We start from the raw sequence: 12694 nt of genomic DNA, 5'->3' as shown, positions 1-12694 counted from the left end.
CGGGCCCCGGACCGGCAGACGCGGGCGATTAACGTCCGGTTTACCAAGGACGGAAGTTCACAGCGGGTTAACCGGATTGTCAGCCCGCGGACGGTAAGATGACGGGTCAGATCCAGAAGGAACGGCCTGCCATGCATCACCAGCACGTCCTGTCCAGCATAAGGACCACCTGCGCGCGATTTCCAAACCTGGTCTTCGCCGTCGCGGTATCCTTGCCGTTCGCCCTGCTGATCCTGCTTGCGCTCGGCCTTGTCTGGGGCACCGGCCAGGCCCGCGCTGAAGACACAGCGTCCTGCGCCGGCACCAGCCTGGTCGAACAGCTCGCCCTGTCGGATCCGGAGAAGCTTGCCGCCGCCCGCGCCGAGGCCGCCGCCATTCCCAATGGCAGCGGGCTGTTGTGGAAGGTCGAGAAGCCCGGCCTCACCCCCTCCTTCCTGTTCGGAACCATGCATGTCACAGATCCGCGCGTGACCGAGATGCCCGAGGCTGCGCGCGCAGCCTTCGACCAGGCCGGAACCGTGGTGATCGAGACCATAGAGATCCTTGATCCGGCCAAGGCCCAGGCCGCATTGCTGACCAGGCCCGAACTCACCATGTTCACCGATGGAACCACCCTGACCTCGCTCCTCAACGAGGAGGAGACCGAGATCATCAGTGCCGAACTGTCGCGCCGCGGCATTCCGATCGCGCTGGTCTCGCGGATGAAGCCTTGGATGATCGCCGGCCTGGTTGCCCTGCCGGCCTGCGAGATGGCACGCAAGGCCGAAGGCGTCGAGTTTCTCGACATCAAGATCGCCACCACCGCCCGGGACCGGGGCAAGCAGCTGCTCGGCCTCGAAAGCATCGGCGAGCAGATGCAGGCCATGGCCGACCTGCCGATCGAGTTCCACATCCGCGGCCTGGTCGAGACAATCAAGCTGGCTGATCTGATGCCCGACATCATGGCGACCATGACCGGTCTCTACCTGGAGGGCGAGATCGCGCAGATCATGCCGGTGGTTCTGGCTGCCGGACCTGAGGAACTCGAAGATGACGCCAGCGGCTACGCCGCCTTCGAGGAGCGCATCGTTCGCATGCGCAACCACGTAATGGCCGAGCGCGCCGCCCCGATCCTCGACGCCGGCAACGCCTTCATCGCTGTCGGCGCGTTGCACCTGCCAGGCAAGGAAGGCCTGGTGGCGCTCTTGCAGGACGCGGGCTTCACGGTGACGGCGATTCCGGCGAACTCCGGAAGTCTGTAAAGAGGAGCGGCTCCGGCAGCCGTTTCAGCTTCACCCCTTGCGGCAAAGGGCAAAAAGATCGCCCCGCGACGAGATCCCGAGCTTGCCATAGGCACGGCGCCGGTAGGTCACAATCGTGGCCGGGGACAGGCCCAGTTCGCCGGCGATCATCTCCGCCTTCTTGCCACCGAGAACACCCAGGCAGATCTGCCGTTCACGCTCGCTCAGAGCCGCAAGACAGGCGGGATAGCCGGCCGGCGGGTGGCTCTCGTGATGATTGAGCAGGAGCCGGGCAATCAGCGAGAGCAATGCCTCGTCCGGTTTCGGCGCACCCGCTTCGCCATCATAGAAATTGACCATCATCCGCCGTGACGAACCCGCCGCCAGCACGGTGGTCTTGCCTGACAGGCCGGGCTCACTGAAAAAGATATCGAAATAGTCGGGCGGCATCTTTGCAACGATGTCGTCCATACGCCGCACATGCGTCTGGCCTAGCGGCAGCCGCATCAGTTCAGGCAACAGCGGATCCATGCGGAACCAGCCATCCATGTAGCGTCCAGCCAAAACCTCGCCCGTTCTCACCCGTTCATAGTTGCGCGACAAGAGACAGGTCACAGCGTCACCGGTCATTTCGAACACCATCAGCTGGCGCACACCCGTCCATCCGGCCAGATCGACAATGCACGCGGCAAAACCATCGCTGCCACTGGCCGCAGCGCAGTCCTCGATCAGGCGATAAACGCTCGTCACTCATCACCTCCCTTTGTCCGCGCTGTCCTCTCCCAAGGGGGACATACAAGACGACCTCCGCGGAGTAAATTGGCGGCTGGAGACTGCTACGGAGGAAACCCATGAGGCCTGCCGGTCGAGACGAAACGGATTCGCTCTACTTCACCTATCCGCATTTCAACGAGCCCCGCGGCGAGGCAAGGGCGCATCTGACCGATGCCGTTCCGGTGGTCATCGTCGGCGCCGGACCGGTCGGAATGGTGGCTGCACTCAGCCTGGCTCGCGAGGGCGTGCGCTCGGTGCTTGTTGAAGCCAGGTCAAGCTTCAACGACGGCAGCCGGGCCATCTGCATTGCCCGCCAGAGCTTCCACATCCTTCAAAGCCTCGGCGCACTCGAACCGTTCCTCGCCAAGGCGCTTGGCTGGACCACGGGACGCAGTTTCTATCGCGGCAAGCAGATACTCGAATTTACCATGCCGGACGGACCATCGGAAAAATTCAGGCCGATGTACAATCTCCAGCAGCAATACATCGAAGCGTACCTCTATCAGGCCATTGCCGCCAATCCGCTGATCGAGACCAGGTGGCAAAGCGAGGTGATCGCCATGCACTCCGGTCCGGCCGGCGTAGACCTGACCATACGCGACCCCGAGGCGACCTACGCCCTGAAAGCTGACTGGCTGCTCGCGGCCGACGGCGCCCGCAGCCCGGTCCGCCGCATGCTCGGCCTGAAACTGCGCGGCGAAAACTATGAGGGCCGCTACGTCATCGCCGACATCCGGATGCAGCACGACTATCCGACCATCCGCCGTGCCCTGTTCGACCCCGCGTGCCGGCCCGGCGGAACCGTGCTGATCCACAAGCAGCCCGACGATATATGGCGCATCGACTACCAGCTGGCCAGCGGCGAAAGCGAGACCGAAGCGCTCAGGGAAGATACGGTCCGCAAGAGTGTGGCGCTGGTGCTCGAGGACATCGGCTACAGCGGCAGCTGGGATCTCGAATGGTGGAGCATCTACTCCGCCAACACGCTGGCGCTCGACGAGTACCGCCACGGGCGCGTGGTCTTCATCGGCGACAGCGCCCACATCGTCCCGATTTTCGGCGTCCGGGGTCTCAACAACGGCATCGCCGACGCCCACAACATCGGCTGGAAACTCGGCCGCGTGCTCAATGGCCGCGCAGGCGAGGACCTGCTCGACAGCTACACGCCCGAGCGGCGCGGCGCCACGCTCGACGTGTTCGCCAACGCCACAAAGAGCGCCCGGTTCATGACGCCGCCGAGCCATGGCTGGCAGATCATGCGCGACGCGGCCCTTGGTCTGGCGCTCGAGCATCCGTTTGCGGGCGAGCTCGCCAATCCCCGGCAGATGATGCCTTTCACCTATGCCGGCAGCAGTCCGGCCGTGCTGCCCGACGATCCGGGCTTTGCGGGCGGAGCCGCCCCGGGTGCGGCCATGCCCGATGCGGCGCTTACAGACGGATTCCTGTCCGACCGGATCGGCAGCGGCTACACGCTCGTCTGTTTTGACGAGGAACTCTCGGACGAGGTCTCCCGGCTGCCCGACGCGCCGGAAGTGGTTTGCCTTGATTTTCCCGGCGACGCATCGCGGATGCTGGGCGCCAATGCCAGTTCCGCCTATCTGGTCCGCCCGGACCTGCACATTGCCGCCCGCTGGCTCGACGCATCGGCCGGCAGGATCGCGGACGCCATGAAGACGCTGAGTTTCAGGAAGGACTGACGCCATGCTGCAGCAGGATATTGAAGCCGTCTACGAGGAACTGGCGACCGGAATTGATGTTGCCGGAAGCGCGGATGCGGAAATCTTCCTTGCCCAGGTCTGTCTCCTGCTGGCGCGGGAACTGGGCGACCGGGATCGGGTGCTCGAACTCATCCGCCAGGCCATGCGTCTTCACGGGGAAGACCCGGCCGCCGGCCCGGCACCGGTCCGGTAACGGCAGCAGGACCCGCGCAGGGTCTCCGCATGGCGTGAGGCCGCCAGCTACACGCACGGTGCCGCACGGTTACAAACCGTGACCGGCAGCAGGGTCTGTCGCCGGAACCTATCTCCCGATCCGGACGTTTCTACCACGTGACACGAAAGGAGATGTCCAATGGTCGATTACACCCCGCATAACCGCCCCAGCGAGCAAGGTCGTCGTCCCTACGAGCATGTTCGCGACCCCGCCGTCGTGAAGACAGGCAACACTGGCGTGATGGCCGCAGTCGTGCTGTTCGTTCTTCTCGCAGTTGCCGCCTTTGTCTTCTGGACGGCCGACGACTACGAGGCAGTGAACACAACCGTTCCGGCTGCGGAATCCGGCGCTCAGATCAACGAACAGGCCACACCGGCTGAAAATCCGGCCCGCCCCGTTCCCGCACCCGATGCACCCATGATCGCACCGGATGCCGCGGCTCCGGCAGCCCCCGACACCACGGCTTCCCCGGCGCCCGCCACCAACGGCTAAGCCGCAGGCGTTCCATTGCGCCAGTTGCCTCCTCCCCCACCGTAATGGAAACGCAGAAACCGCCCGGTCCCCCACCGGGCGGTTTCACCATGGTCGTGTGGTGGATAAGCCCGGGCCTCGCTGGCCGATCGCTTCAGTCCGAAACCCGCGACAGCGTAGTCTTCACGATCAGCTTGTGAAAAGGCATGATCGCCGCAAGGTAGACGCGGCCGAGCATGTTGTGGCGCTTGACCAGCGTCATCATCCGCACCGCGGTTTGACTGTCCGGCAGGGATTGCGTTTCCACAACGATGCGGAAATCGAGGTGCCGGTCGTCAAACCCCAGAATGCATTGCTCCGGCGAGTTGTGGATGATCGGAAAGATCCCGACGCGCGTGCCTCCCTGCGAGGCTTTGTCCGGGTCACCCTTCAGTCCGAACGGCTTGACCATGAGATTGCGCAACGCCATCAGCCCGCCAACCCATCGCGGCATCCTTTCGAACGCGCGACGCGCAGCCGCCTCAGCCAGAAGCGCCGGATCAGCGCTCAGCGTCTCGAAACAGTCACCCCAGTCCGCACCCGGAAACGCCGGCTGCGGCAGGGAAACGGGGATCTCACGGGACTTCATCAAACCGGCCGCCGGGTTTCCGGTCGAGGCTCTAGATATGGATCGGTTTGAAGAAGGTCGCGAGCGCTGCTTCCTTGACCGCTTCCGACATTGTCGGGTGCGCATGGCAGGTGCGGCCGAGGTCCTCGGACGATCCGCCGAATTCCATCAGAACGGCGGCTTCATGGATCATGTCGCCGGCGCCGAAGCCGATGATGTGGACGCCCAGCACCCGGTCGGTTTCCGCATCCGCCAGCACCTTGACGAAACCGTCCGGCGTTTCCATCGCCCGCGCCCGGCCATTGGCCGAGAACGGGAACTTGCCGGACTTGTACTTGACGCCTTCGGTCTTGAGCTCTTCCTCGGTCTTGCCGACGGAGGCCACTTCCGGCTGCGTGTAGACCACGCCCGGGATCACGTCGTAATTCACGTGACCGGCCTGGCCGGCCATGATCTCGGCCAGCGCCACGCCTTCGTCCTCGGCCTTGTGCGCCAGCATCGGGCCGGCGATGACGTCACCGATGGCATACACGCCGGGCACGTTGGTCTGGTAGTGATGGTCGGTGCGCACCCGTCCGCGCTCGTCGAGCACCACGCCTGCATCTTCAAGTCCCAGGCCCTCGGTGAACGGCTTGCGGCCGGTGGCGATCAGCACGATGTCGGCATCGATGGTCTCGGTGTCACCGCGCTTGACCGGCTCGAAGGAAACTTTTGCGCCCTTCTCGGCTTTCTCCACGCCTGTCACCTTGGCGCCGAGCTTGAACTCCATGCCCTGCTTGGCAAGGATGCGCTGGAACTGCTTCGAAACTTCGCCATCCATGCCACCGAGGATCTTGTCGAGATACTCGACCACGGTCACCTTGGCGCCGAGCCGGCCCCAGACCGAGCCCATTTCCAGCCCGATGACACCGCCGCCGACGACGACGATATGTTCCGGCACCTTGTCGAGCGCGATCGCGCCCGTCGAGGACACGATCACCTTCTCGTCGATATCGACCTTCACGCCGGGAATGCCAGCGACATCGGAACCGGTCGCGATCACGATATTCTTGGCTTCGAGTTCCTGGGGCTTGCCGTCGTCGCCGGTCACCGACACCTTGCCTTCACCCAGCACCTTGCCGTGGCCGATGAAGCTGTCGATCTTGTTCTTCTTGAACAGGAAGGCGACGCCCTCGACATTCGATTTAACCGTGGCGTCCTTGTGCGCCATCATCTTCTCGAGATTGAGCTTCGGCTTGCCGATCTCGACCCCGAGGCTCTCCATGCCGTGATTGGCGTGGGCATAGACCTCAGACGCATGCAGAAGCGCCTTTGACGGAATGCAGCCGATGTTCAGGCAGGTGCCGCCGAAGGTCGCACGCTTCTCGATCACGGCAACCTTGAGGCCAAGCTGCGCCGCCTTGATGGCGCAGACATAGCCGCCAGGTCCGGAACCGATGATGATGACGTCGTAGCTCATGGTCTTGTCCTTATGATCGAATTCATTCCTGGCAGGCCTTCAGCCGAAACACATCGCCGGGAAGCGTTGTTATCCGTTCGGCCTGCCACGCTTGTGACTGCATCACCGCCGCGCCGAAATCGGGCAGCAGCAACCGGTCGCCCGCCGTCCGCATGGCCTCTCGCGCCGGCAGCCAGTCCACCGCGCCCTCGACACCGATGGTGTAGACCGGTCCTTCCCAGACCGTGCAGGCGGCAATCTCGGCACCGGTTGCATCGCCTTGCGGGCAGTCATGCATGATCACGCCCCAGGGCCGGTCCGGCTCGCCCGCCATCATCACCACGCCGTCCATCGTCACGCCGCTCTCGGCGAAACTCAGGCGGAACCGGTGCTGCATGCCGTCGACATCTCTCAACGGGCCGGCAAAGGCGATCTCTGCGCCGGTCTGCGCTTCATCATAGACCGCCAGCGCCTGCGGACAGGCCGCATCGGCCGGTGATCCGCCTGCGGCCATCATCATGGCCGCAAGCGTCAGTGCTGGAAGGCGGGCCGAAGCCATCATCCTGCTCCTTAAAGGTCGAGAACCAGACGTTCCGGATCTTCCAGGCTGTCCTTGACGCGAACCAGGAAGGTCACGGCTTCCTTGCCGTCGACAATCCGGTGGTCATAGGAAAGCGCCAGGTACATCATCGGCCGGATCACCACCTGGCCGCCGATTGCCATCGGACGCTCCTGGATCTTGTGCATGCCGAGAATGCCCGACTGCGGCGAATTCAGGATCGGCGAGGACATCAACGAACCGTAGACACCGCCGTTGGAGATGGTGAAGGTGCCGCCCTGCATGTCGGCCATCGACAATTCGCCATCGCGCGCCGCCCGTCCAAGACGGCCGATTTCCTTCTCGATGTCGGCAATGCCCATCTGGTCGGCATCCCGCACCACCGGCACCACCAGGCCCTTGTCGGTGCCCACCGCCACGCCAACATGGCAGTAGTTCTTGTAGATGATTTCGGTGCCGTCGATCTCGGCATTGACCGCCGGGATTTCCTTGAGCGCATGGGTCACCGCCTTGGTGAAGAAGCCCATGAAGCCGAGCTTGACGCCGTGCTTCTTCTCGAACAGGTCCTTGTAGCGCGAGCGCAGATCCATCACCGCGCTCATGTCCACCTCGTTGTAGGTGGTCAGCATGGCGGCTGTGTTCTGGGCTTCCTTCAGACGCCGGGCGATGGTCTGGCGCAGGCGGGTCATCTTCACCCGCTCCTCGCGCGGTGCATCGTCCTCCGAAGAGGCCGGACGCGCCGCTGCCGGTGCGGCAGCAGGAGCCGAGCCCTTGCCGATGGCGTCAAGCACGTCGCCCTTGAGCACCTGCCCGCGTTTTCCCGAACCCGAAACATCACCGGCATCGATCTTGTTCTCGGCCATCAGCTTCTGGGCCGACGGAGCCGCAGGCATGTCCGAACCGCCCTTGGCCGGAGCGGCAGGCGCTTCAGCCTTGGCGGCCGGTGCTTCGCTTTTCGCCTCGGTCTTGGTCTCCGCCTTGGCCGGCGCCGCACCCTCGCCCTCGGCGATATGTGCGAGCAGCGCATTGACTTCGACCGTCTCGCCGTCCTTGGCGAGAATTTCGCTCAGGGTTCCCGAGACCGGCGAGGGAACCTCGATCGAGACCTTGTCGGTTTCCAGTTCCACCAGCGGCTCGTCCACCTTCACGGTATCGCCCACCTTCTTGAGCCAGGTGCCGATGGTGGCTTCGCTGACGGATTCACCAAGGGTCGGGACGCGAACTTCAGTAGCCATGATATTTGTTTCCGTTCTTTTTCAGTCAGTCAGACAGTTGTTTGGCAACGCGTACGGCATCAGCCGCCCAGCGCATCCTCAAGGAAGGCTTCAAGTTGTGCAAGGTGCCGCGACATCAGGCCGGTCGCCGTCGAGGCCGAAGCCGGGCGGCCGGTGTAGCGGACACGCTGGAACTTGGCATCGATATGCGCCAGCACCCATTCCAGATAGGGATCGATGAACGACCACGCACCCATGTTCTTGGGCTCTTCCTGGCACCAGACCATCTCGGCATTGCGGAAGCGGCTGAGCTCGTTGATCAGGGCCTTGGCCGGGAACGGGTAGAGCTGTTCGAGCCTGAGCAGGTAGATGTCGTTGACGCCGCGCTTCTCGCGCTCTTCGTACAGATCGAAATAGACCTTGCCCGAGCACATCACGACGCGGCGGATCTTGTTGTCCTTGACCAGCTTGATCGGTTCGTTCTTGAGCACTTCGGCATCGTCCCACAGCAACCGGTGGAACGAGGTGTCGCCCGACATTTCCGCCAGCGTCGAGACGGCCCGCTTGTGGCGCAGCAGCGATTTCGGCGTCATCATGATCAGCGGCTTGCGGAAGTCGCGTTTCATCTGGCGCCTGAGGATGTGGAAATAATTCGACGGCGTGGTGCAGTTGGCGACCTGCATGTTGTCTTCCGCACACATCTGCAGGAAGCGCTCGAGACGGGCCGAGGAGTGTTCCGGACCCTGGCCCTCGTAGCCATGCGGCAGCAGGCAGACGAGGCCGGACATGCGAAGCCACTTGCGCTCGCCCGACGAGATGAACTGGTCGAACAGCACCTGCGCGCCATTGGCGAAATCGCCGAACTGGGCTTCCCACAGCGTCAGCGCGTTTGGCCGCGCCAGCGAGTAGCCATATTCGAACCCGAGAACCGCCTCTTCCGACAGCATCGAGTTGATCACTTCATAGCGTGCCTGGTTGGGCGCCACATTGGCGAGCGGAATGTAGCGTTCCTCGGTTTCCTGGTCGTAGAGAACCGAATGCCGCTGCGAGAACGTGCCGCGCTCGACATCCTGACCCGACAGGCGGATCTTGATGCCTTCCTGGACCAGAGAGCCGAAAGCCAGGGCTTCACCCATGGCCCAGTCGATACCCTCGCCGCTCTCGATCATCTTGGCCCGGTTGTCCATGAAGCGCTGGATGGTGCGGTGAGCCTTGAAGTCCGCGGGCACTTCCGACAGCTTCTTGCCCAGTTCACGCAATTGCTTGAGTGGCAGCCCGGTCTTGCCGCGGCGCTGCTCATCCTGGTTGTCGGCGGTGCGGAGCCCGGACCACTGGCCGTCGAGCCAGTCGGCCTTGTTCGGCTTGTAGCTCTGCCCGATGTCGAATTCGCCTTCCAGATGGGCGCGCCAGTCGGCTTTCATCTTCTCCAGCTCGCCCTCGGTGATCACACCTTCCTCGATCAGCCGGCGCCCGTAGATCGTCACCACCGTCTCGTGACTGCGGATCTGCTTGTACATCTTCGGCTGGGTGAACGCAGGCTCGTCACCCTCGTTGTGGCCGAAGCGGCGGTAGCAGAACATGTCGATGACCACCGGCTTGTGGAACTTCATCCGGAACTCGGTCGCCACCTTGGCGGCATAGACCACGGCTTCCGGATCATCGCCATTGACGTGGAAGATCGGCGCCTCGATCATCTTTGCCACATCAGACGGATAGGGCGACGAGCGCGAGAATCCCGGATTGGTGGTGAAGCCGATCTGGTTGTTGATGATGAAATGCACGGTGCCGGCCACCCGGTGGCCGCGCAAGCCCGACAGGCCGAGAATTTCCGCCACCACGCCCTGGCCGGCAAACGCCGCATCGCCGTGGAGAAGCAGCGGCATCACCTTGACCCGTTCCCTCAGCGGAATGATGTCGCCTTCGAATTCGGTGGCGATCATGTCCTGCTTGGCGCGCGCCTTGCCCATCACCACCGGGTTGACGATTTCCAGATGCGACGGGTTGGCGGTCAGCGACATGTGCACCTTGTTGCCGTCGAACTCGCGGTCCGAAGAAGCGCCAAGGTGGTACTTCACATCGCCCGAACCCTCGACCTCGTCGGGCTTGAACGAACCGCCCTTGAACTCGTGGAAGACCGCCCGGTGCGGCTTCGACATCACCTGGGTGAGCACGTTGAGACGGCCGCGGTGCGCCATGCCGAAGACGATTTCCTTCAGCCCCATGTTGCCGCCGCGCTTGATGATCTGCTCGAGCGCCGGAATCAGCGATTCGCCGCCATCAAGACCGAACCGCTTGGTGCCCTTGTACTTGACGTCGATGAACTGTTCGAAGCCTTCGGCCTCGATCAGCTTCTGCAGGATCGCCTTCTTGCCCATTTCGGTGAAGTCGACGCCCTTGTCCGGACCCTCGATGCGCTCCTGGATCCAGGACTTCTCTTCCGGGTTGGAAATGTGCATGAACTCGACGCCCAGCGTCGAGCAATAGGTCCGCTTGAGGATATCGAGCATCTCGCGGATGGTCGCGTATTCGAGCCCCAGCACGTGATCGATGAAGATCGGGCGGTCGTAGTCGGCCTCGGTAAAGCCATAGGCTTCCGGCGACAGCTCGTTGTAGTCGTCGTCAGGCTGCTGGGCCAGGCCCAGCGGATCGAGATTGGCGTGCAGGTGGCCGCGCATGCGGAAGGCGCGGATCATCATGATGGCGCGGACGGAATCGCGCGTCGCCTGTTCCGCCACTGCCGGATCCAGCGACTGTCCGGCCTGCTTGGCCTTGCCCTTGAGCTTGTCGGACACGGCCTTTTCGACCGCGCCCCAGTTGCCGTCAAGCGCCGAGACCAGCTCGCCGTTGGCCTGCACCGGCCAGTTGGCCTGCTTCCAGGATGCGCCTGCAGCGGACTTGCGGATCTGCTCCGGATCGTCCTTCAGATCGGCGAAGAAGGCGTGCCACTCGGCGGGCACGCTGCCAGGATCGTCCTGGAACCGCGCATACATGTCCTCGATGTAGTGGGCGTTGCCGCCATACAGGAACGAGGTCTGCGCCATGATGTCGTTGGCTTCGTCGTTGCGTGCCATGGATCTCACCTTGTTTCCGGGCCTTCTCCGGCCCTATCCCTAGACTGTCAGGCTTGCGCGGCACTCACGCCGCGGCAAGCTTACCCAACCCGATCCCCAGCGCCGCCGTGTCGGTGAAGACCTGGTACCGGACGATCTTGCCGTCGTGTAATGTGAACATGTTGACTGTTTCGGTGCGCACCTTGCGCCCCGTCGCCTTGACCGTCCATTCGCCCCTGAGCACCGTCACCACGGTGTCGCCGGCAACATGGACCGCAAGCGGTTCGACCATGTCGATCACCAGGTGATCGCCCACGGTCGCCACGAAACTCTCAAAGCCGTCGAAACCGGCCCAGTCCCCGGCCCAGGGCAAAAGCCCTTCCGGCGCCGGGTAATGCACCTCGATCTCGTCGGAAACGACGCCGCGCAGGGCCTCTCTGTCGCCCGCTTTCAGCGCGGCGTAGTAGCGGTCCAGCGTTTCGCGCACGGCGTCGCTCATTGGTCCAGCCTTTGTCTGTCCCCGGGATTATCCCTTGAGGACTTCAACCAGTGTCTTGCCAAGACGCGCAGGCGACGGCGAGACGCGGATGCCCGCGGCTTCCATGGCCTTGATCTTGTCTTCGGCGCCGCCCTTGCCGCCCGAGATCACCGCGCCGGCATGGCCCATGGTGCGTCCGGGAGGTGCCGTACGGCCGGCGATGAAGCCTGCCATCGGCTTCTTGCGGCCCTTCTTGGCCTGCTCGATCAGCCACTCGGCTGCATCTTCCTCGGCCGAACCACCGATTTCGCCGATCATGATGATCGATTCGGTTTCCGGATCGTCGAGATACAGATCGAGAATGTCGATGAACTCGGTGCCCTTGACCGGGTCGCCGCCGATGCCGACAGCGCTCGACTGGCCGAGACCTTCATTGGTGGTCTGGAACACCGCCTCATAGGTCAGCGTGCCCGAGCGCGACAGGATGCCCACCGAGCCCTTCTTGAAGATGTTGCCCGGCATGATGCCGATCTTGCACTCGTCCGGCGTCATCACGCCGGGGCAGTTCGGACCGATCAGCCGCGACTTCGACTTGTCGAGCACCGCCTTGGCGCGGATCATGTCGGCCACCGGAATGCCTTCGGTGATGCAGACGATCAGTTCGATCTCGGCCTCGATGGCTTCGATGATCGCAGCCGCGGCACCTGCCGGCGGCACGTAGATCACCGAGGCGTTGGCGCCGGTCTGGGCCTTGCCCTCGGCAACGGAAGCGAAGATCGGCAGCTTCTCGCCGCCCGAGCCTTCCCAGGTGGAACCGCCCTTTTTCGGGTGGATACCGCCAACCATCTGCGTGCCGTGATAGGCCAGCGCCTGCTCGGTATGGAAGGTGCCGGTCTTGCCGGTCAGCCCCTGAACCAGGACCTTGGTGTCTTTGTTGATCAGAATGGACAT

Annotated in this window: 12 protein-coding genes; 4 read left to right on the top strand and 8 right to left on the bottom strand. The window is 63.4% G+C overall.

The window, feature by feature from the left end:
- Positions 1-98: 98 nt before the first annotated feature.
- Complete coding sequence (locus tag SPHINGO391_RS23960) at positions 99-1241, top strand: TraB/GumN family protein (protein WP_244615345.1); 1143 nt, start codon at positions 99-101, stop codon at positions 1239-1241.
- A 30-nt stretch (positions 1242-1271) separates the two neighbouring features.
- Here SPHINGO391_RS23960 and SPHINGO391_RS23955 read toward each other — a convergent pair whose 3' ends face one another.
- Complete coding sequence (locus SPHINGO391_RS23955; protein WP_152011202.1) at positions 1272-1970, bottom strand: helix-turn-helix transcriptional regulator; 699 nt, start codon at positions 1968-1970, stop codon at positions 1272-1274.
- Positions 1971-2071: 101 nt separating this feature from the next.
- On the opposite strand from SPHINGO391_RS23955, the gene SPHINGO391_RS23950 reads away from it, so the two are divergent.
- From SPHINGO391_RS23950 to SPHINGO391_RS23940, 3 genes are all read left to right on the top strand, one after another.
- Positions 2072-3691 (top strand): FAD-dependent monooxygenase, encoded by a 1620-nt coding sequence (locus SPHINGO391_RS23950; protein WP_152011201.1) that lies wholly within the window; start codon positions 2072-2074, stop codon positions 3689-3691.
- A gap of 4 nt (positions 3692-3695) precedes the next feature.
- Positions 3696-3905 carry a DUF2783 domain-containing protein gene (locus SPHINGO391_RS23945; RefSeq protein WP_193217397.1) on the top strand — a complete coding sequence of 70 codons (210 nt, stop codon included), beginning with the start codon at positions 3696-3698 and terminating at the stop codon, positions 3903-3905.
- Between the two features lie 159 nt (positions 3906-4064).
- The gene (locus tag SPHINGO391_RS23940; RefSeq protein WP_152011200.1) at positions 4065-4418 is read left to right on the top strand and encodes a hypothetical protein; all 354 of its coding nucleotides are present in this window, start codon (positions 4065-4067) and stop codon (positions 4416-4418) included.
- A gap of 133 nt (positions 4419-4551) precedes the next feature.
- Here the strand turns inward: SPHINGO391_RS23940 and SPHINGO391_RS23935 are convergent, their stop codons facing one another.
- The 7 genes from SPHINGO391_RS23935 to sucD form a co-directional block, all read right to left on the bottom strand.
- Positions 4552-5025, bottom strand: a complete 474-nt coding sequence (locus tag SPHINGO391_RS23935) for a DUF2867 domain-containing protein (RefSeq protein WP_193217396.1) — start codon at positions 5023-5025, stop codon at positions 4552-4554.
- A gap of 31 nt (positions 5026-5056) precedes the next feature.
- Positions 5057-6463, bottom strand: a complete 1407-nt coding sequence (gene lpdA, locus SPHINGO391_RS23930; protein WP_152011198.1) for a dihydrolipoyl dehydrogenase — start codon at positions 6461-6463, stop codon at positions 5057-5059.
- Positions 6464-6485: 22 nt separating this feature from the next.
- On the bottom strand, positions 6486-7001 hold the full coding sequence (locus SPHINGO391_RS23925) for a hypothetical protein (protein WP_152011197.1): 516 nt from the start codon (positions 6999-7001) through the stop codon (positions 6486-6488).
- Positions 7002-7012: 11 nt separating this feature from the next.
- On the bottom strand, positions 7013-8236 hold the full coding sequence (gene odhB / locus SPHINGO391_RS23920; protein ID WP_152011196.1) for a 2-oxoglutarate dehydrogenase complex dihydrolipoyllysine-residue succinyltransferase: 1224 nt from the start codon (positions 8234-8236) through the stop codon (positions 7013-7015).
- Positions 8237-8295: 59 nt separating this feature from the next.
- Positions 8296-11286, bottom strand: coding sequence for a 2-oxoglutarate dehydrogenase E1 component (locus SPHINGO391_RS23915; protein ID WP_152011195.1), 2991 nt, complete (start codon positions 11284-11286; stop codon positions 8296-8298).
- A gap of 64 nt (positions 11287-11350) precedes the next feature.
- Entirely contained in the window at positions 11351-11764 is a 414-nt protein-coding gene (locus tag SPHINGO391_RS23910) for a nuclear transport factor 2 family protein (protein WP_152011194.1), read from the bottom strand.
- A gap of 27 nt (positions 11765-11791) precedes the next feature.
- Positions 11792-12694: a succinate--CoA ligase subunit alpha gene (sucD, locus tag SPHINGO391_RS23905; protein ID WP_152011193.1), complete on the bottom strand. Its 903-nt coding sequence runs from the start codon at positions 12692-12694 to the stop codon at positions 11792-11794.

Origin of the sequence: Hoeflea sp. EC-HK425, assembly GCF_902498795.1 — a bacterium.
In the GTDB taxonomy this organism is placed as follows: Bacteria; Pseudomonadota; Alphaproteobacteria; order Rhizobiales; family Rhizobiaceae; genus Hoeflea; species Hoeflea alexandrii.
Note: the sequence above shows the minus strand (reverse complement) of the source record. Positions and strands in the feature narration are given on the sequence as shown.